This is a genomic window from Pseudomonas sp. ASL3, assembly GCF_056680425.1.
In genome coordinates this window covers 2,411,890-2,431,317 of sequence record NZ_CM155281.1, presented here as the reverse complement: position 1 = coordinate 2,431,317, position 19,428 = coordinate 2,411,890, and the positions used below count along the sequence as shown (strand labels likewise).

Sequence of the window (19,428 nt, the reverse complement as noted above, 5' to 3'; positions counted from 1 at the left end):
TCTGTCCTTAGGCCGAGGTGGCGGCAAGTTGTTGCAAGCGGTGTTCAGCTTCAAATAAACGCAGGCGATCATCGTGCTGACGCTGACTGAGGATGGCCCTGAGCGGTTTGTCGTGGATGAACGCGTCCTGAGGGTTGTTCAAGCGCAGCCGCACGTAGTGGCTAAAGGCGCTTTCGCGGCTCAGCCCGAGACCCTGGGCTTCTTTTACAAAGATGTTCAGTTGCCGGGCCAGTTCCTGCGGCCCCAAGGCATGGGCTCGCTCGGGTTGTTGCCGGGCAAACTGCCGGGCTGCATCACGCAAGAACCATGCATGGCTGGCCTGATTGATGGCGGCCTCGTCGTCTTCGCTCAAGGTGAAAGCAACAGTGGCGCGCAGGCCCGAAGGGGTTGCCGACGGATTGTCGACACGCAACCACGACAGGCTGTCGCCGTCACCCGCACGCCAGATCACGGCTTGAATCGGCCCCAGCAGCTCAGCCAACCGACCGGCCGACAAACCTTCAGCCATCTCTTCAAGCTGGCGGAAGGCGCCCAGGCTGAAAAATGCCAGGTTGCCGTCGGCGGCGGTGAACACGCGCAGGTTCTGCAAGTGACTGACCAAGGTGTCGCCATCGGCCGGGCCGAGCAGGATCAGTCCGTGTGCCGAGGGGGCCCAGGTGCTGAGGTAAGTCTTGAGCAGCGCGGCGTCCAACGGCACCAGCAGCGGGCCGTGACGGTAGCCGGGGTCGGTGTACTCCCAATCGGTGCCGCGCCACAGCCAGCGATGGTCAAAGCGGCGAGTGATCGCCCGCACCTCGTCTTCCAGGGTCTCGAGGCTGGCGCCGTTGAGCCAGAGCCAGGGGTGGTGGTGTTCGGACACATCGGGCCAGGCGGGTTCTGCGGTGGTCCGAATGGTTTTACGTGGCCAGGCGTCAGCGATCGTCGAGGTCATGCTTTCCCACTCCCGTGAATGCAGTGGCAGGGAATGCTAAGGCAGGTTCCGTTAGCACGGAGTCCGCAGACGCGATCCTTGGCATTGCTTGACGTCACCAGGCTTGAAAGCTCTAAGGTCTTGCCCCCACCGGCTGACACCATGTTGATGGGGCCTTTAACTTGAATCGCCACAGCGTCCAGGATGATCCCGGCATCGTTCAGGGTGATGCTGCCCGCAGGGCCTTGCAGCACAAGGCTTTGTCCGGCCTGCACCTCGTAGACGGTGGTTTTCTGCTCGATGGCTTGGCCGGCCAGCAGATGGAAGTGCCCTTGCACGCTGTGCTCGACACTCCCCCCGGTTTCGATCACGTGGTTGACAGCCGTCTTGTCCTGGCGGTTGCCGCCGACGCTTTCGCTGCGGTCCTGGTCGATCTGGATCGTCTGGGTGCGGCCGATGGTAAGAAACTCATCCTGGCCAACCTCGTGGCGGCGGTCGTGGCCGACAGTGACCTGCTCGTCATGACCGACCTTCTCGCTGCGATCGTTGCCGACAACGGTGGTCTGGTTGTTATTGATTTGGCTGTTGTGGTCTTTCTGCGCGTGAAGGTAGATTTCTTCCTGGTCCTTCTCGTCCTCGAAACGCAGCTCGTTGAAGCCCTCGCCCTTGTGGGTCTGGCTTTTGATCGTCATCCGGGTTTTGTGTTGCGGCAGCGGGTATGGCGGCAGGTTGTCGGCGCGGTAGGCACGGCCGATAACCATCGGCTGGTCGCCGTCGCCGTCGAGGTATTCGACGAGCACTTCCTGGCCGATGCGCGGGATGGCCATCGCGCCCCAGGTGGTCCCCGCCCAGCCTTGGGACACGCGGATCCAGCAGGAGCTGTGCTCATCGCGTTGGCTTGCGCGATCCCAGGGAAAACTGACCTTGATCCGGCCCCATTCGTCGCAGTAAATCTCCTCTCCCGGTGGGCCGACCACGGTGGCCATCTGCGGGCCGTCGATGCGTGGTTTGTCATGCAATTCGGCTTTCCAGTCGGTCAGGCCGGTGACCAGTGCGGCGGTCTGCTGGTAGGTGGTGCTCTGCTCGCTGCCCGCCGCTTCTTCTTCCAGGCTGGTGAGCTGGGTGCCGTGGTGTTCGATGAACACCGGGCGCCAGCGGATGTTCAGCTCTTCCCGCGGATGGCCGATCAGGTCGAACGCCAAACCGGGTTGCAGCCGGGCGTCATCGCCCTCGACCGTGGCGATGCGCGCATCGCGGCGTAAGGCGGCCAGGCGGGTTTTGGTGAAGGGTTTACCGGCTTCATCGCGCTTGTAGCGGCCGGGGTAGTCGAAGCGCTCGTAGTCGCGTTGCTGGTGCTCGTGGTCACGGCCTTCGGCGACGTGCTCTTGGGCGTAGCTCGAGTGCTTGAAGGTGTAGTCGCGCTGCACCTGACGCGCGGTGCGCACCTGTTCGGTGTAGTCGAAACGCCACAGCGCCGGCTCCGGCTGATCGCCGCCGGGGGTGGGCTGGTACAGCACCTGGCAATTTTCCTTGCGGCCGATGGCCCCGAGGTTTTGCACCTTGTCGGTGTAGATCAGGCGATGGCCATCAGCGCGATGGTCGAAGTGGTACAGCAGGCCTTCTTCGGCGGCCAGGCGGGCGAGAAACGCCAGGTCGGTTTCGCCGACCTGTACGCAATACTCACGAGGCTCGTGCGCGGCGCCAACGAATTGCTCACGGTCGGTCAGGGGCTGAGCCTTGAGCACCGCGTCGATGATCTGCGGCACGCTTTGCTGCTGGAAAATCCGCCAGTTCGAACGCAAACCGGCGCGGGCCAGGGTCGGTTCGACCACCGCTCGGTAGCGGGTCCGGCGAAGGCCGGTGTCGCCCTGATTGAACAGGCTGATCAGCCCGTGCACCCGGCGTACGGCCTGCTCGCCGCGCCAGATGGTGAACAGCGCAGGCCGGTCGAGCACCGCGCCAAAGTCCACCTTGGGGTTGTTGCTGGACAGCTGGATGTCCAGATGAAACGGCCGGGACAGGCCTTCCTTCAAGGTGAAGGCAACCACCTCGAACGCGGTGCCCGAGGCGGGTTCGAAGGTGTAACGCAGGTCGCTGTGACGGGGCATGGGGTCTCCTTACCAAACCATGGTTTTCGAGTGATTCAAGGGCGAAAATCTGAACGTGCGGGAAGAGGGGGGCATCATCCGTCTTCACCTTTCAGCTCAACGCCGGTGGGGTTGAATTGCATTAGAAGGGAGTACTTACGGCCCCGAGGTTCGATGCGAAACACCTGCTTCCACTGAGTCGAATCCAGGTCGTGGTAAGCGGCAATGACGGCGATGTAGCGGGTGTCCTCGTGGATTTCCTTGAAGTTGACGAACTTGAACTGTCCCGGTTTCAGGATGTAGTCGTCGTCGCTCAGGTAGGTGCTGCCCAAGGCTTTTTTCAGGTCCTTGATGAGCACTTCGTAACTGGTATTGAGCAACAACGTGTCGTCTTTGAGTTGCAGGATTTTGAAGGCGAGCGGGGTGGCGACGTATTGAGGTTCGGGGGCAGTGCTCGCGTCAATCTGATCGACCTCAAGCAGGGGTTCCGAGTATTGACCCAAGGCAGTGCGCGAGGCGATGGCCTGAGTGCGCGGGACCGCAGGCACTATCGTGCCGCTGTCTGGGGAATCGAGAGCAGTCGTTTGGGTTTGCTCGTTCTCGAAATGGTTAAGCAATACCTGGAGCTTATCGATCAGGTCGAGCTGATCTTCTCCACTCAGGCTGACGGTGTAGATGTCGGGCGAGGTGTTGGCATGCTCGGCAGTATCAAGGGGGACGCTGCTGGCGTTCGAATTGATGGTGGGGCTGGCATGCAGGCTCAAGGAAACTTGAGTCAGGTGGTCGCCCGGCTCGCCGACAGGAGTGGACGGGTTCACGATCACTTGACCGATCTTGCTGAGCATCGTGCAGCCACCCAGTAGCAGGCAGGCCAGCAGTAGCGTGAGAAATCGAGGCTTCATGGCGCCTCCAGGTTGGCAGGGGGTTGGGAGAAGAACGATGGCATGGCGTCATTTCCTGAGGCTGAGCGGGGTGCTCCGCTGACGGCCTCGTAGCGGGTGGCGGCAAGATCAGGTTGGGTGTGTTGGCGGGTGGAAAGGCCGTAGTGGGTCGTATCGAGCTGGATGTTTGCGTCCGGTTGCTCTGAAGCCTGGCGCGCGGCGGCCTCCAGTGCTGCTAGCGGATCGCGCTCTGCGAACAGCCCTGAGGGCGTGCTGAGTTCATGAAAGGCGGATCGGTCAATCGGCAGAGGGTCATCAATTCCATAGAACGGGAGAGCGGGCCCATCCAGGCTGCCCAATGGGGAGCTTGCATCGTTGAGCAGTTCTGCCAATGAGCGCTGACTCAGGTGGCGTATTGCGCCTGCCTGGTTGGAGTCCAGTGTGTGGGGTTGAACGACCAGTCTGTATGCGCCGACTTGCAAACAATCGCCTTCGTTGAGACGAGCGGTGGTGGTGAGGCCCAGGCCTCGGTCGTTTCCGTTCATGCGGGTCTTGCCGCAACGGTCGGTGACGCAGAACGCACCCTCGATAAGCCGAATCTCGCAATGCACTGGCTGGACGCTGTGCTGACGGTCATTGAGGGTCCAATCAGCGTTGCGGCTACCGATGGTGCCGCCCGTGTTGTCGAAGCGGTGCGTGGCTGCACACCCATGCTGCAACTGTTCTGGGTTGCTGACGACCAGGGTGATGTGCCGTGAGTTGGAAGCTGTGTTCATGAGCGCACCTTGATACGGACGACGGATTGCAGGCGTTGGGCCTTGCTGTCGAGAAAACTGGTCCAGCCAAGGTGGGTGCCCTTGCTGCGGCCAAGATTGAACGGCGGCACGTCTGCCTGCTTCAGGCCCAGCTCCAGGTCATAGGCGATGACGTCGCGCAACAAGAAATCAATCAGCTTGCACAACGACTTGAAATTCGCCCCGCTGGGCAGGAACTCGCGGAACCGTTGCTGGCTCAGTTGCGGGATGACAATGGTGAATTTGCTGCTGCGGGTTTTGGTTCGGCCACCGAGAGTAAAACTGTCGCCAAGGACCCCATTATTCCGTCCCAGAGCCAGGCGCTGGACAGATGGAATGGTGACGTAGCGCGGTTCAAACTCACGGATTTTCACGTCATTCAGATCGAAGCAATGGCCGATGATGCCCGCAACGATCGTGGGTGAGCGGCTGCGGCTGGCAATCAGGCCTGCATAGCTGAGCAGCCGGCTCCAGGGGATCGGAGTCGCGCCGCGAAGGTGCTCATCGTTGAGCCCGATGAGTGAAAAGATGTAGCGCGAAAACTGATCCGTGGCCTGTTCACGAAAGCGCACGTAATAGCGGTATTTACGCCAACTGTGATGCAGCAGGGTGAGCAATCGATGATTGAAAAAATCGAGGAACGCCGGGCGAATCCCCGAGCCTTGTGCATGTTCATAGGCGACAGTGTCGAGGTAATAACCGGGCAGGGGCGAGTCGGCTCCGTGCAGGCCAAAGAATGTGGTTTGGACCCGATAACGATCGTGTTCCTCTCCCGACATACGTTCGGCCAAGGCTACGTCTGAAGCGGGAAATCCGAGGCCGGCATGGCTTTGCAGGCGTAGGCGTTGGCGCGTCGCAATGTTCGGATGCCTGGCTTCCAGGTCATCGCCATGCAAGGCGTGCAGATGCTCAAGCAACCGAAAGAACGAGTAGTTTCTCGCGTCGGCCAGCAAGACATCGGCTAGATCACGGGTTGTCTGCCGGTCAGTAGTGGCCATGCGTAGTGCTCGTTGTTAGTGACGTTGATCACGTCCAATTGATGAAAAGAATTGATGCTGGCGTAGAGCGCAAAGAAGTGGGACAGGACCGTACCAAACAGATAAAGCTCGCCTTCGCACAAGAACCCCGATTGGTTGAGCTCCAGGCGCGTATTGAGCCCGCGTATTGGCAGCCCTTTCATCAAAATGTCGAGCGGCGTGGTGGTCGCTTTGCCGATACCATCCAGGCGCTTGCGGGTGGTACGGGCATGCTGGATATCATGCAGCGCGGCGAAATCGTAGGCGCGCACCACGGCCTTCAACGGTTCGGCTGAGAGCAGTGACAGGTAGTTCAACGACAGGTTGGAGATCAGGGTCCATTGCAGGCTGCCATCCAGTACCGGGCGATAGGGCCGCGTGGGTCGTGTGATGTTGGTATACGTGGCGAAGGTCGGGGTGGCTTGGGTTTGTACGCAGATATCCCCGGTGCCCAGGGTCAGTGGCAGATCGCGATTGGTACACGTCAGCTCGATTGAGACGGTTTCGTTTTCGCCGATATATGCACTCTCATCGCCCCGTACAAAGGCGATGCGGTGTAACAGACCCTCCTGTTGCGTGGACTCTTCCACCCGCGCGCGGTAATACAGGGCAGTGCGCCCGGAAGCTTGTTCGATTTCGTGCTGGAAGGACTCAAAGGGCTGGAATACCCGCTGCAGTTGACTCGGGTGACCCCCAGTGCCGTGTTTTGAGGCCGAGACCTGATCGATGCTGAAGATCTCGTAACAGGCCGGTCGCTGACCACTGGTTTGCAAGCGTTGATCAACAGCGCGACCACTGAGATTGATCGGCTCGGCATCGTGCCGAAACAGGTTCACGGCCGGAGCACAAAACAGGCTGATGTCTGAGGTCTTTAGCCGGATGTCGGCTGGCATGGGCCGAGAAAAATGGAATTCAAAACGTACCTGGTCCGCCGTAGCAGCGGGCCAAAGCGATAGGAGTCGCCTCAGGCTGAAAAAATAAAAGCGCTGGGGAAAGACAAAATACTCCTGGAGGATACGGTAGCCGTCGAAAACGTTTTTCGGGTAGGGCAGCAACGCTTCTTCTGGAGCGAAACCGGGGAACACGACATCCTTGATCGAGAGTTCGATAACATCATTTTGGCCAGGGATCTGGACGAGGATTTTATCAAGGTAGTTGGCCAACCATAAATACAAGGTCAAGGCCGTGGTGGCGTCACCGCTCAGGTGAAAGTCCAACTGATCGCACCCGAGCGCGTTCAGCGGCTGCTTGGATAACGTGCTCAGATCCAGGCGAACGATCGACTTCTCGCGAGTATGGGCATCACTGACTTCCTTGATGCTTAGCGGATACAGAGCGACGTCAGTACAGGTGCGGAACTCACAGGCCACGCCGTCCACCGGACGGGAAAACAGTCGCGTGCCCTTGGGCAGTACCTGGCCTTTACTGATGGCATGGCTAATCGGATCGAAGCGCACAATGGTGGCACTGGGCAATGGCCGTAGATAATTAGGCCAAAGCATCTGCAGCAACGAATGGGTCAGCTCGGGAAGGTCGTCCTCAATCTTCAACCGCAACCTGGCGGTGAGAAAGGCAAAGCCTTCGAGCAAGCGTTCGACGTCAGGGTCGTCGGCTTGTTCACCTAGAAAATGTGCCAATTGCGGGTTCTCTTGAGCAAACTCGCGTCCTTGTTCGCGCAGGTAACTCAGTTCGTCCCGGAAGTGTTCTCTCAGCGTCATGCGGTCCTCATTTCACTTGGGTGTAGCGGTCGCGGCCATTCATGACCAGATCAATCTGCACCTGCTCTTCCTTGTGGTTGACCTGCATTGCGCAATTCAGCCGGAAGTTCAATTCCAGCGGCAGATCGGGCTCCGGCTGGAAATGCACACCAAGCACCTTGATACGAGGCTCAAAGGCTTCCACGGCTCGCTGAATATCAGCGCTGATGTGCACCAATAGGTCGGCACTGCCGAGTGAGCTGTCGTTGAAGTCGTTCAACCCCAAACCAGGAGTGCTCTGCGAGCACCCCTGGCGGGCATTGAGGAGACGTTCCAGGTGCGACTTGATCGCCCCGATGCGTTGGGCGGTATGCTCCTGGCACGACAGGCTGCGATGGGGCGTAGCGCCAGGCACCAAACGCTCAAACAGGCTGCTTCGTCCTCCGACGCGTGGCATGTGGCCTCCGTTATTGGGTGTCTAACCGGCCGACCAGCGAAATTTCAAAGTTCGCTCCCATGTATTTAAAGTGCGGACGCACGGCCAGGGACACCTGATACCAGCCAGGGTTACCGGCCACGTCGTGGACTTCAATGCGAGCGGCGCGCAACGGCCGACGACTGCGGACACGGGCCACCGGACTTTCCTGGTCGGAGATGTACTGCTTGAGCCAGTGATTGAGTTCACGCTCCAGATCCTGGCGCTCTTTCCAACTGCCAATCTGTTCGCGTTGCAGCACCTTGATGTAGTGGGCCAAGCGGTTAACGATGAACAGATAGGGCAGCTGCGTGCCGAGCTTGTAGTTGGTCTGGGATTCCTGACCTTCCTTGGTCTTGGCAAAGACCTTGGGCCGTTGTACCGAGTTGGCGGAGAAGAACGCCGCATTGTCGCTGTCCTTGCGCATGGTCAGCGGAATAAAACCCTCCTCGGAGAGTTCGAACTCTTTGCGGTCGGAGATCAGTACTTCGGTGGGAATTTTCGCCTGGAGTTGCCCAAGAGATTCGTACAGATGCACGGGCAGATCATCGACCGTGCCTCCAGACAGTGGGCCGATGATGTTCGGACACCAACGATACTTGGCAAAACTGTCGGTTATCCGGCTGGCCAGCAGGTATGAAGTGTTACCCCAGAGGTAGTTGTCGTGCGAACCGTCAATGGCTTCGTTGTAAATGAAACTGCGGATCGGATTTTCCAACGGATCATAGGGCTGGCGCAGCAGGAAACGAGGCATGGTCAGGCCGAGATGGCGTGCATCTTCGGATTCACGCAGGCTGCGCCATTTGCTGAATTGCGGGCCCTCGAATACATCCTTGACCTCCTTGAGGTTGGGCAGGTCATGGAAACCTTTCAGGTTGAAAAACTCCGGGCCAGCCGCCGCCAGGAATGGGGCGTGGGCCATCGCTCCAATAGACGCCGCGTAACTCAGTAGTTTGATGTCCGGTGCGGAAGGGCCGAACGTGTAATTGCCGACGATAGTGGCCACCGGCTCACCGCCGAACTGGCCATAGCCGGCCGAATACACGTGCTTATACAGCCCACTACGAGTGATATCGCCAGCGTTGTCAAAGTCTTCGAGCAGTTCATCCTTGGTTGCATGCAGCACTTCAAGTTTGATGTTCTCGCGAAAGTCGGTGCGATCCACCAATAGTTTCAGACCGCGCCACGCCGATTCAAGCTGCTGGTAGGCAGGCTGGTGGAGGATGACATCCATCTGCTTGCCCAGGGTGCGATCAACCTCGGCGATCATCTGGTCGACCAGATGCTTGTTGACCGCCTGTTCACGGTCGTCGGACTTGAGGATTTCCGTGATAAACGCTGCGATGCCCCGTTCGGCGACGGCGTAACCTTCTTGCTGAGGCTCCATCAGCGTTTGGGCCATGATCTGGTCCAGCAAGCTCATGGTCGGCGGGGTATCTTGCTTTTCAACTGAAGTGGCAACAGTGCTTTCCGAGTGCATTCTCATTCTCTCCATGTCAACGCGGGCGTAACGTTCTAGCGGCACGACGGTATTGGGCGGCCCATTTCCCGTCTGTATTGATCAGGGTTGCGGGGCATCCAGAACCAGGTTGAGTTCGTTGGCGAGCGTGGCGCGAGCCTGCTCGTTGGACAGCAGTGCCTGAAGTTGCTTGCGGAAGGCCGGTATGTTGCCCAGCGGCCCCTTGAGTGCTACCAGTGCCTCGCGCAGCTCCAACAGCTTGTTGAGTTCAGGGACCTGTCGGGCGATGGCGTCAGGGCCAAAGTCGTTGATCGCTTTGAACCGAAGACTCACGTTCAACTCGGCTTCGCTGTCTTTGCTCAGCGCCGAGGGGACAGACATATTCAAGGTCAGCCCGGCTTTTTCCAGCACCGCATTGAAGTTGTCCTTGTCGATGCGCACGGATTGACGTTCTTCGATGGACGTCTCTTCAGTGCGACCTTTGAAATCCCCTGTGACTAACAGTTTGAGCGGCAGTTCTATCTCTGCCTGTTGATCACCGGTAGCCGGTACGTATTTGATATTGATCCGCTCTTGGGGAGCGACGGAACCAACATTTTTCGACATGAGAAACTCCTTATTGAACAGTCGAAGCACTGGATGACGTGTAGGTAGCGTTATTGAATGTAAACAGCCTTTGTTTACTGCGAGGAAGACGCCCTTGCTTAAATGTTTAAATGTTTAAACATCTGTAATTCGTTGTCGATTTTTAGCGCCGACCGTTGAAGTCTACGAAAGCTTTAAGCTTTCGGTCAATTGATACCGTTCACAAAAACAAGCTTTTATGCCTGATGAGTTATTCGCCATAACAATAAAGAAAACTCCTACGCAATGACAGGAAGTGTCTCTATTGACTTGTATTATTTGAGATATTTTTTGTGATAAATGCCCCCTTGTTTGAATAATTAAGTGCAAGTGGCCTTTGTCCGCTGTTAATGTTCCATGCGGTTTGAAGTCTCTCCGCGCCCGGCTTACGAGGATATATATATTCATGAACAGTACTCATCTGTCTGTCCTCTCTGGTCGACTCGGCTTTGCCCATAGGTCAGGGCTCATTCGATTGCCGCTATTTCCAATGATGTCGAGTTGAGTGATACGCAATGGACTCATTAAAAGCGTTGAATGCCGTGCGGACGCTAGCGGCCACTGCAGACGCTGCTGTGCTGACCTCAGGCTTTTTGCGTATGACCCAGACCGTTGACGGCCTACGCCAGGCCATCTGCTATCTCCGTGACGCTGTGGGTGACAGGTTATTTCCTTTCGCCAGCCATGCGGTGTCGGCTGCTGATTTACCCACTATTTCTATGTCTGAACTGGACAACCCGCTGCTGTACAGCCTGCACAGCGGGCAGCCATGCCTGGTCCATCAGATGGCGCGTTTGGTGGAGGTTGGGGCGGGCTTTGATGCCTTGCGCGAGGTGCTGGACAGCAGTGATGCACTGCTCGCCTTGCCGCTGTTTGATGGTCAACGGCAGGCGTTCGGTGTTCTCGTACTGAGCGGGGCTCAAGATGCTTTGCGTGCCTGGAATGACGACCCGGCCTGGGTCGCTTTACTGGATATCTATCGGTGCCTGTTTGCGTCGTTGAAGGCGCAGCAGGGTATGGCGGACGGCATGCGTCATGCGCGTAATACCCGGCAAGCACAAAAAGCTGAAGGCAGTCGTCAACGCGCAGGACGCCTGCTGGCAGCCGGTTACGTGGGTGCCAGTCGCGAGGCTCGCCAGACTCGCGACGATATGTTGATGATTGCCGACTCGTCGCTGGCCGTGCTGGTCACTGGTGAAACGGGCTCCGGCAAAGACCACGCCGCTTGGCTGATCCACCAAGTCTCGGCACGTAGCGGCAAGGCGTTTGTGCCGGTCAATTGTGCGGCCATCCCGAAGGATCTGATTGAGGCGGAGTTGTTTGGCTGCACGCGTGGCGCCTATACCGGCGCGACCCAAGCGCGTACGGGGCTGGTTGCAGCAGCCGATGGCGGCACGTTGTTTCTGGATGAAATTGGCGATATGCCGCTGAGCCTCCAAGGCACATTGCTACGCCTGCTCAATGAGAAAAAGTACCGTCCTGTCGGTGCGACTCAAGAGCGGGCTTCGGATTTTCGCCTGATCTGCGCCACGCACCAACCTTTACCGCAACGGGTGCGAGAAGGACGCTTCCGCCAAGACTTGTATTTCCGTATCTGCCAACTGGGTCTCCACCTGCCGCCATTACGCGAGCGCAACGAGGATCTCCCAGCACTGATCGCGTACCTGATCACCCAGCACAATCGTGAGTGTCAGGCCCGTGTCACTGGGATGGCGGCAGACGCAATTGCCCGGCTGCAACGTCATCCTTTCCCAGGCAATGTTCGCGAATTACGCAACTTGATCCTCGCTGCCAGTGAACGCACGGCCAATGGCGAGGCAATCAGCCTTAAGACCCTGCAAGCGCTGATGACTCGCTCAATTCAAACGGTCATCGAAAGTCCATCGGACGCGGAGCAGGCTCTGCTGCCTCTGCATGATTTGTTGCAGACCGACAACTTGCCTGAAGCCACGGAGGCTTTCGAGCGCTTGCTAATTGATGCACGCCTGCGTCAGGCCAGCGGCTCACGCAGTCGTGCTGCCGACAGTCTGGGTATCCCCAAGCGCACCCTTGCGCGCAAATGCCAAAAATGGAATCTGGAGCATTTCCTCTATGAATAAATTCGGCTGGCTGTTGCTGGTGTCCTGTGCTGGTTGGGCTCCCACAGCGATGAGTGCCGCCCTTGACCGCGATTGCACTCTCATTGCGTCTTCTCTGGAGCGCTTGGCGTGTTTTGATCGTGCGGCAGGTACGCCCGTTAACACTCCACGCTCAGCACCTGCGCTTGTCGTGCCGCTGCGCCCGGAAATCGTCGATCTGGTGCAGGCCAACGAGGCTGCACGCACCGCCGAAGACAGTCGCTTTCTGATCTCCATCGCCACTGAACGTGACAACGATGCCCAGCAGCGGGTGGTGATATCAGCGCCCGCATTGGGGGCAGTCGCGCCACGGCCTGTGCTTGCGATTAGCTGCCTCTCCAATATCTCGCGTTTGCAGTTTGTGTTGGGCCAGCCGATTGATCGCAATCTGGTGCGGGTGCGCCTGTTGCTGGACGAGCGCCCGGTGTCCGTCTACCAAACCTGGCAGGTGCTGGAGTCTGGCGTGGTCGTTGATGCGGGCCGAGGCCTGGCTGCAATCGAACAGATCAAGCGCTTGAATCACGGAAACCGGGTGCGTGTGGAGAGCGATCATCCTCAACTCAATGGTCTGTTTTTCGATGCTGAAGGCTTGACTGAGCTGATCACTCTGGAGCGCGAAGCATGTCACTGGTGACGGGCGCGGTGCCAGGCTCGGTTGAAACCCTACTGACCCCGATCGACATCAACCAGCCCGCCGGGCATTTCGATGTGGAAGATGAAACCTATCAGGCGATCGACCATGAAATGGTCAAGCTGGGCGGCCTGCATGAGCGCACCCTTGACTGGGCCTATGTTGAGGAAAGTTCGCGTCAGTACTTGAGTAAACAATGTAAACACTGGCGCATCGTCTCCCACTTTGCCACGGCCAAGCTTCGCTTCAAGAGTTGGGGCGACTGGGCAGAGGTGACCACGCTGGTCGCCGGGATGGTCGAGCAGTATTGGGAAACCAGCTACCCCAAACCGGGGCCGACGGGTTACCCGGGCAAACGCAAGCAAGTGCACGTGTTGATCACGCGCCTCGGGGAAGCTTTGGCCCAGCTTGACGCGACGAGTTTTAGCCTGGATCACCAGACAACTGCACAGCGGGCACTCGACAGCCTGCAACGTTGCTCAGACGCGGCCAAACTCGATAGCCAGTCCCTGACAGAACTGGCCAATGCCTTGCACAAATGTGCGGAACAGGCCGTTTCGCCGCAGCCGGTCATAGCGCCAGCACTGGGGCAGGGCGGTGGCGCCCTGAGCCAAGCGTTCTTCTCCAGCAAAAGCGACCTGCAACTGGGTAACGAACGCGAGAGTCGGCGTGCATTGCTCAATATGGCTGAGTTCGTCAATCAACAAGACGCCTACGACCCGACCGGCTACCAATTACGGCGTTTTGGCCTGTGGGCACATATCCACGCCGCTCCGACCGTCAAGCATGAGCAACGTACCGAGCTGACAGGTATGCCGATGGACATCGTCGACAGCTACCAGGACGCGTTAGCCAATAACGCGCTTGATCCCGTGCTGCTGCAACGCGTGGAGAAAAGTGTGGTGGCGTCGCCGTATTGGATACGCGGCAGTTTTCTCGCTGCCAGTGTTGCCATGCGCCTGGAAATGCCCGAGGTGGCGGCAGCCATTCGTCAGGCCACCGAACGCTTTGTCCGGCGGATCCCGGCCTTGCAGGAACTGTGCTTCAGCGACGGGCGCCCTTTTGTCGATGCGCAAACCCTGGGCTGGCTGTCCGGTGCGGACACGGCTGGGCCGCAGGGCAGCCCGGTGCATGAATACGCCAACCTGCGTGACGAGCTGGTGACGCAACTCAACAGCGAAGGTGTCGAGGTGGTGCTGCTCCGCCTCCAGGAATTGCACGCCGAATTCAGTGCCCCTCGCCAACGCTGCTACGCCACGGTCATCGCCGCCGATCTGTTGGCTTCACGCGGGCTTTCATGGCTCGCCAATGACCTCTACGCCAATGTCGGGCGAATCATGCAGGCCATGTCGGCCGATCAGTGGGAGCCGGATCTGTACAGCAAGCTTGCACAACACGGTGGCTGCCTGCCGGCTATCGAGAACGTTACCAAGGAGTAAGGAGACTATATGCCTCGTCACAGCGACCTGCGTTACACCTTCGAACCCGCCTCGGGCACCGCTTTCGAGGTGGTGGCCTTCACCTTGAAGGAAGGTCTGTCCCGGCCGTTTCATCTGGACATCCAACTGTCCAGCAGCAACCCCAACGTCGATTTTGGCGCGGTGCTCGACCGGCCTGCGCTGTTCACCATCTGGCGTGGCGAGCAGCCGGTGCGCCGGGTGCATGGGCTGATCAGCCTGTTTAGTCAAGGTGACACCGGCTTTCGTCGTACCCGTTATCGGGCGGTGGTTGAACCGACCCTGGCCCGCGCTGGCTTGCGCTCGAACTGGCGGATCTTCCAGCAGCAAAGCGTGCCGCAGATCATCGACGCGGTGCTCAAGGCTCAACCCCTGACCGACCGTGAGCAATTCGTTGGCGCCGCGCACGAGCCTCGCGAGTATTGCGTGCAGGTCGGCGAAACCGATCTGGCGTTTCTCGCCCGCCTGGCCGCCGAAGAAGGCCTGCTGTACCGCTTCGATCACCGCCCTGATGGCCATCGCTTGATCTACACCGACAAGGTGCAAAACCTCGGCGCCATCGGCCGCAAGGAACAGTGCCAGGTGCTGTACCAACCCACCCCCGGCGGCGATCAGCCGGAACCGGCGCTGTGGCGTTTCGACTACACCGAACAGGTACGCACCGCGCGCCAGGTCCAGCGCGACTACACCTTCAAGCACTCGAGCTACGCCCAAGAGCACGTCGCCGAAGGCCGTGACCACGAGCACCAGCAACGCGATTACGAGCGTTTCGACTACCCCGGCCGCTACAAGCGCGATGAAGCCGGTAAACCCTTCACCAAAACCCGCCTGGCCGCCTTACGCCGCGATGCGCGCATCGCCACGGTCGAGGGCGACGACCCGCGCCTGCAACCCGGTTTGGCGTTCGACCTGATCGACCATCCGCGGGAAGAGCTGAATATCCGCTGGCGCCCGGTGTTCATCGAGCACCACGGCACCCAGCACACCAGCCTGCAAGAAGACGCGGCGGGCAGCGAACAGAGCACCACCTACCGCCAGACTGCCGAGTTGGTCACCGGCCTGACCGACTGGAAAGCCGAACTGCATGACAAACCGCGCATCGACGGCCCGCACATGGCCACCGTGGTCGGCCCGCCGGGCGAGGAGATTTACTGCGACGAATGGGGCCGGATCAAGGTCAGTTTTCCCTGGGATCGCGCCAGCCAAAACAACGAACACAGCTCCTGCTGGATCCGCGTGTCCCAGGGCTGGGCCGGGACCACCTGGGGCGCGATGGCCATTCCGCGCATCGGCCAGGAAGTGATCGTCGAATACCTGGACGGCGACGGCGACCAGCCGATTGTCAGCGGCCGCGCCTACCGCGCCGACAACCTGCCGCCGTACCCGCTGCCGCAGCACAAAACTCGGATGACCATCAAAAGCCAGACCCACAAGGGCGAGGGCTTCAACGAACTGCGCTTCGAGGATGAAAAGGACCAGGAAGAGATCTACGTTCACGCGCAGAAAGACCACAACAGCCAAATCAATAACAACCAGACCACCGTCGTCGGTAACGATCGCAGCGAAAAGGTCGAGCACGACGAACGCATCGAGATTGGTAACGACCGTCAACTGTCGATCCAGGGCAATAGCCACTGTCAGGTGAGCGGTGAACAGCAACTCCGTGTGCAAGGCACGCGCAGTACCGAGGTGCGGGCAGACGACCACCTGAACATCGGCGGCAACCGCATCCTGCAGGTCGGTGGTGATCTGGGGCTTAGCAGTGGACTGCGGACCCTCGTGCAGGCCAGCCATATCATCTTCGACGCGAGCCACAGCATCACCCTGCAAATCGGTGAGCACTGCATTCAGATGGACGCCAGCGGAATTTACAGCAGCGTGCCCCTGCAACCGGGTGCCATGCCGGGCCTCATCCCCCCGATGATTAGCCCGCTGCTGACAGGCGTATCGACACCCTCAATCACGCCCCACTCCAGCCTGACCCCGGAACACTACGTACAAGCCGCGCAAAGCGCTGACTTGGTGACTGAAACCCTGTGCGAGCGAGACGCTGATGGCCACTGCCCACTTCACCCTCATCACTAACCGCCTGCCCGGCCTGCTGCTGTACCCCGCACTGCCGCCCGCCATCGAGGAGGCCGGGCAGTGCCTGCTGCTGGAGCCGGCTCAGGACAACAACTTACTGTCCACGCTGTATGCCGATCAGCGCGAGCCAGGCTGGGCAGTGGAGTCGCTCTGCACCGGTACGCCTTATCAAGCGCTGGTCAGTGTCGGGCCACACCTGGTGGCGCTGGACCTGAACCGGGCCAGTCACCGGGCCATTCTCGACCGTTTGCCCGAGACCCCGCTGGGGATCATTGCCCGTCTTGCACCGGGCGCGACCTGGGCCGAGATGGTCGAGCACTGTCGGCAACGGCTCAGCGTGGTCGGCCCGGATGGCCACACCAGCCTGTTCCGCTGGTTCGACCCGCGGCTACTGCGTGCGCTGTTGACCCAACTGACCCCGGCCCAGCGTCTGGAATTGGTCGGCCCGTGCGCCGCGCTGATCTGGCACGGCGCCGAAGGCTGGTATCAGTGGTTGCCCGTGCATGACGGGGTAGTGCCCGAGGGCAAAACGTTGCCATGGGGTCACGAGCAGCAGAAGCAGCTGAGCCAGGAACGCGTGTGGGACAGTGTCGCGACCTTCGCCAAGGCGTACGCCACGCAGCTGGAACCGGACGATCAGGGCCTGATCCAGACCTTCAATATCCTCGAAGCCGCCCGGCGTTTCGGCTACACGACCGAGGCCGATCAGGAGCGCTGGCTGCGCCTGCGCCTGCAATGCACCGAAGACTTCTGGCTTCAGTCCGAGGCTGCCGCGCAACTGGCGCGTGATGACTGTTCGCCCGTCGACACCCTCACCACCCTGGAAACCCTCTGCCTCGCAGGTATGAAGCCATGACCGAATTCACCCCGTTTTTGCGACCCTTGCCGCCGCCCATGTTCGCTGACAGCAAAGTGGACACCAAGGGCTATACCACGCCCAGCTGCCAGGCGCCCAAGGTCGACGTGGTGCACATCACCGGCGACGGTGACAACTTCTATGTGCTGACGCAGCTTGAGCAAGATGATCTGATCGAAGAGATCGAAGACGTGCAAACGCTGATGCGCGACTTCCAGCGCATCGTCAACGCGGCACCGGAACAGGCCGGGCCGTGTATCGCCTCGGAGGGTAGAGCGACAGCGGAAACCTGCGGCTGCCAGGCTTGCCAAAAACTGCTGTGGGCGCGCAAAGCCGAAGAAGCCGGACTGCTGGCCCTGAACGAGGCCCAGGCTGCTGCGCAGCCGATTCGCCTGAACACCGAGGACGACATTCAGGGCCGCATCGCCCACCTCAAGAAGCAGCGCATCCAGTTCGCCGGCCTCTGCCCCTATGTGTCCACCGCCCTGAACTGCGCCATCGGCCAGGGCCTGACAGAGATGCTGGACCGTGAAGTCACCACCTTGCAGGCCCAGCTCGCGCCGCTGGAACGCATGAGCGAGAGCACTGCCACCACGACCATGCCTGACCCCAAGTACGGAAAACGCAAGGGCACTCTCAGCGCCACCCACGCCCGAGGCAACAATCAGGTGGTGGAAGTCATCGTCTTCAGCAAGCCGGACAAGCGTTATTACATTTCCCGCGCCGCCAGCGACAAGCTGAGCCGCTCCTTTCGGATCGAAAGCAGCCGATTGCGCTCGTCCACCCCGCTGGACGCCGAGGGGCTGAAAAAACAGATTGGCGCCTTGCTCAACGACATCAAAACCGGCATCAAGAACGACCTCGGCAAACCGCTGGGCAACCTTGAAGCGCGGCTTAAAACCTGGACCGCCCCCCACGACACGGCCGCCAACGCCCTGCACAAAGAGTTCAGCTGGACCTCCGACAGCAGCGACGCGGCGCCTTACGCCCGCAGCCACGAAGCTCACATATTGCGCTTCGCCGCCCAGGCCAGCGCCGGCTTTTCCGGCTTCGACCCCGAGGCCGGCGAAGTGTCCCTCGGGGTCAAGGGCCAGGCCAGTTTTTCCCTCGCTGAAGGCAAGATGACCTTCGCCCGCTTCCTGCCCAGCCAGGGCGGGCAGAACTGCTACTTCGCCTACAAGAATGCCCAGGGCGAAACCGTCTACCACCGGTTCGGCGCATTCCGCCTCAACAGCAAACTGGAGCTGAGCTGCTTTCTCGGCGTGGTCGCCAGCGGCGATGCCACCGGCACGGTGAAATGGAAACCCGCGCCCTCCGGCGCCAGCGCCTTGCTCACCTCACCGGAACTCAGCTCCCGGGGCGGCAAAGTGCAGGTCAAAGGCAACCTGTTTGCCGGCGCCCAGTCCGGTGGCGCCTTGACCGGTGGCCTGGAATGGATGCACCCGGATGAACAAAACCGCCAGAACGCCAGTTGGGCGCCACTGCTGGAAGTCAGGACCGAAGGCAATCTGGCGTTTGGCGGCGGGGCTGCGCTGGACTTTCAGATCATGCTCGATGGCACCCGTCTGTATTTTCACCTTAAAGGGCACCTGGTGTTCGGTCCGGGAGCTGGCGGTGGTTTCGGCACCCTCGTGGACCTGGAGAAAATCGCGGATCTGGTCGGGGTGGTGTACCGCAACCTCAGCGAGGTGGATTTTCGGCATGTGCTCAGCGTGACCCCGTTAGCGTTTGAGTTCCTCTATCAAGGTGTTTCCCAGCTGTTGACCAAGCCGGGTAAAACCCTGAACGAGGTAATGATGCAGGGGACGGTCGCCTTACTTGAGTGGTGGGAGCATACCAAGGACCGGCGAGCGGAAGCTCATCATTTGGCTAAACGTATTCTTGGCAACGAGCCCCTGCAACTCGGAAGCCAGACTCTCCCACTGAGTCGTCTACCCCCCGAAGTCATGGGGCCAGCGCTGTTCATACTCAGCAAGAGCTATTTGTTCAGCTTCAACAACAAAACCGAGGAAGCCATCATCCACCTGCTGTTCCAGGTCAGCAGTTGGCGCCAGTTCTATCTGGTACTCGAACGCATGCACCCCCAGGCACAAGTGGTTTCGGCTTTCGACAGCCTCGAGCGGATTCGCAGCTACCTGCACCCCAAACAACGTCCGGACTTTGCCCGTTTCATCGACGGCCTGGCTCGGCGCGCCAATCAGGCCGTGCCCGGCAAACCCTTGTCCCAGATCCCGCCCTGGAAACCCATGCACAACAATAACAAGTACCAAACCCTGGCTGACGCCCGCAAGACCTGGACATCAATGGGAGACGATGAACGTTATGTTTAAGCACACGGA

Annotated in this window: 15 protein-coding genes; 6 read left to right on the top strand and 9 right to left on the bottom strand. The window is 59.7% G+C overall.

Translation table 11 applies throughout. The features are described from left to right. Nucleotides 1-7 precede the first annotated feature (7 nt). From AC1MEE_RS11210 to tssB, 9 genes are all read right to left on the bottom strand, one after another. Nucleotides 8-931 carry a DUF4123 domain-containing protein gene (locus AC1MEE_RS11210; RefSeq protein ID WP_480415387.1) on the bottom strand — a complete coding sequence of 308 codons (924 nt, stop codon included), beginning with the start codon at nt 929-931 and terminating at the stop codon, nt 8-10. Next, nucleotides 928-3,018 (bottom strand): type VI secretion system Vgr family protein, encoded by a 2,091-nt coding sequence (locus AC1MEE_RS11205; RefSeq protein WP_480415386.1) that lies wholly within the window; start codon nt 3,016-3,018, stop codon nt 928-930. Before AC1MEE_RS11205 ends, AC1MEE_RS11210 begins: the two co-directional genes overlap by 4 nt. A gap of 74 nt (nt 3,019-3,092) precedes the next feature. Next, nucleotides 3,093-3,899, bottom strand: coding sequence for a type VI secretion system lipoprotein TssJ (gene tssJ, locus AC1MEE_RS11200; protein ID WP_480415385.1), 807 nt, complete (start codon nt 3,897-3,899; stop codon nt 3,093-3,095). Then, on the bottom strand, nt 3,896-4,654 hold the full coding sequence (locus AC1MEE_RS11195; RefSeq protein ID WP_480415383.1) for an FHA domain-containing protein: 759 nt from the start codon (nt 4,652-4,654) through the stop codon (nt 3,896-3,898). The genes tssJ and AC1MEE_RS11195 overlap by 4 nt, the downstream gene beginning before the upstream one ends. Next, complete coding sequence (tssG, locus tag AC1MEE_RS11190; RefSeq protein WP_480415382.1) at nt 4,651-5,670, bottom strand: type VI secretion system baseplate subunit TssG; 1,020 nt, start codon at nt 5,668-5,670, stop codon at nt 4,651-4,653. Before tssG ends, AC1MEE_RS11195 begins: the two co-directional genes overlap by 4 nt. Continuing rightward, entirely contained in the window at nt 5,634-7,406 is a 1,773-nt protein-coding gene (tssF, locus tag AC1MEE_RS11185; RefSeq protein ID WP_480415381.1) for a type VI secretion system baseplate subunit TssF, read from the bottom strand. Before tssF ends, tssG begins: the two co-directional genes overlap by 37 nt. A gap of 7 nt (nt 7,407-7,413) precedes the next feature. Further along, nucleotides 7,414-7,842, bottom strand: a complete 429-nt coding sequence (tssE, locus tag AC1MEE_RS11180) for a type VI secretion system baseplate subunit TssE (RefSeq protein ID WP_480415380.1) — start codon at nt 7,840-7,842, stop codon at nt 7,414-7,416. A 10-nt stretch (nt 7,843-7,852) separates the two neighbouring features. After that, a complete protein-coding gene (tssC, locus tag AC1MEE_RS11175) occupies nt 7,853-9,340 on the bottom strand; it encodes a type VI secretion system contractile sheath large subunit (protein ID WP_480415379.1) in 1,488 nt (495 codons plus the stop codon). Between the two features lie 81 nt (nt 9,341-9,421). Continuing rightward, on the bottom strand, nt 9,422-9,925 hold the full coding sequence (tssB, locus tag AC1MEE_RS11170) for a type VI secretion system contractile sheath small subunit (protein WP_480415378.1): 504 nt from the start codon (nt 9,923-9,925) through the stop codon (nt 9,422-9,424). A 533-nt stretch (nt 9,926-10,458) separates the two neighbouring features. Here tssB and AC1MEE_RS11165 point away from each other — a divergent pair. From AC1MEE_RS11165 to AC1MEE_RS11140, 6 genes are read left to right on the top strand one after another with little or no spacing between them, the layout of a single operon-like run. Further along, a complete protein-coding gene (locus tag AC1MEE_RS11165) occupies nt 10,459-12,042 on the top strand; it encodes a sigma-54 interaction domain-containing protein (protein ID WP_480415377.1) in 1,584 nt (527 codons plus the stop codon). Continuing rightward, nucleotides 12,035-12,694: a type VI secretion system-associated protein VasI gene (gene vasI / locus AC1MEE_RS11160; protein ID WP_480415376.1), complete on the top strand. Its 660-nt coding sequence runs from the start codon at nt 12,035-12,037 to the stop codon at nt 12,692-12,694. The genes AC1MEE_RS11165 and vasI overlap by 8 nt, the downstream gene beginning before the upstream one ends. Continuing rightward, the gene (gene tssA / locus AC1MEE_RS11155) at nt 12,682-14,130 is read left to right on the top strand and encodes a type VI secretion system protein TssA (protein WP_480415375.1); all 1,449 of its coding nucleotides are present in this window, start codon (nt 12,682-12,684) and stop codon (nt 14,128-14,130) included. The genes vasI and tssA overlap by 13 nt, the downstream gene beginning before the upstream one ends. Nucleotides 14,131-14,139: 9 nt before the next feature. Next, complete coding sequence (locus tag AC1MEE_RS11150; protein ID WP_480415374.1) at nt 14,140-16,233, top strand: type VI secretion system Vgr family protein; 2,094 nt, start codon at nt 14,140-14,142, stop codon at nt 16,231-16,233. Continuing rightward, nucleotides 16,202-17,089 (top strand): DUF4123 domain-containing protein, encoded by an 888-nt coding sequence (locus tag AC1MEE_RS11145; protein ID WP_480415373.1) that lies wholly within the window; start codon nt 16,202-16,204, stop codon nt 17,087-17,089. Before AC1MEE_RS11150 ends, AC1MEE_RS11145 begins: the two co-directional genes overlap by 32 nt. Continuing rightward, complete coding sequence (locus tag AC1MEE_RS11140) at nt 17,086-19,419, top strand: hypothetical protein (RefSeq protein WP_480415372.1); 2,334 nt, start codon at nt 17,086-17,088, stop codon at nt 19,417-19,419. The genes AC1MEE_RS11145 and AC1MEE_RS11140 overlap by 4 nt, the downstream gene beginning before the upstream one ends. The last annotated feature ends 9 nt before the right edge of the window (nt 19,420-19,428 follow it).

Bases quoted from the DNA above. Each gene is read 5' to 3' on its own strand.
- AC1MEE_RS11210 (WP_480415387.1), bottom strand. From the start codon at position 931: ATGACCTCGACGATCGCTGACGCCTGGCCACGTAAAACCATTCGGACC.
- AC1MEE_RS11205 (WP_480415386.1), bottom strand. From the start codon at position 3,018: ATGCCCCGTCACAGCGACCTGCGTTACACCTTCGAACCCGCCTCGGGC.
- tssJ (WP_480415385.1), bottom strand. From the start codon at position 3,899: ATGAAGCCTCGATTTCTCACGCTACTGCTGGCCTGCCTGCTACTGGGT.
- AC1MEE_RS11195 (WP_480415383.1), bottom strand. From the start codon at position 4,654: ATGAACACAGCTTCCAACTCACGGCACATCACCCTGGTCGTCAGCAAC.
- tssG (WP_480415382.1), bottom strand. From the start codon at position 5,670: ATGGCCACTACTGACCGGCAGACAACCCGTGATCTAGCCGATGTCTTG.
- tssF (WP_480415381.1), bottom strand. From the start codon at position 7,406: ATGACGCTGAGAGAACACTTCCGGGACGAACTGAGTTACCTGCGCGAA.
- tssE (WP_480415380.1), bottom strand. From the start codon at position 7,842: ATGCCACGCGTCGGAGGACGAAGCAGCCTGTTTGAGCGTTTGGTGCCT.
- tssC (WP_480415379.1), bottom strand. From the start codon at position 9,340: ATGCACTCGGAAAGCACTGTTGCCACTTCAGTTGAAAAGCAAGATACC.
- tssB (WP_480415378.1), bottom strand. From the start codon at position 9,925: ATGTCGAAAAATGTTGGTTCCGTCGCTCCCCAAGAGCGGATCAATATC.
- AC1MEE_RS11165 (WP_480415377.1), top strand. From the start codon at position 10,459: ATGGACTCATTAAAAGCGTTGAATGCCGTGCGGACGCTAGCGGCCACT.
- vasI (WP_480415376.1), top strand. From the start codon at position 12,035: ATGAATAAATTCGGCTGGCTGTTGCTGGTGTCCTGTGCTGGTTGGGCT.
- tssA (WP_480415375.1), top strand. From the start codon at position 12,682: ATGTCACTGGTGACGGGCGCGGTGCCAGGCTCGGTTGAAACCCTACTG.
- AC1MEE_RS11150 (WP_480415374.1), top strand. From the start codon at position 14,140: ATGCCTCGTCACAGCGACCTGCGTTACACCTTCGAACCCGCCTCGGGC.
- AC1MEE_RS11145 (WP_480415373.1), top strand. From the start codon at position 16,202: ATGGCCACTGCCCACTTCACCCTCATCACTAACCGCCTGCCCGGCCTG.
- AC1MEE_RS11140 (WP_480415372.1), top strand. From the start codon at position 17,086: ATGACCGAATTCACCCCGTTTTTGCGACCCTTGCCGCCGCCCATGTTC.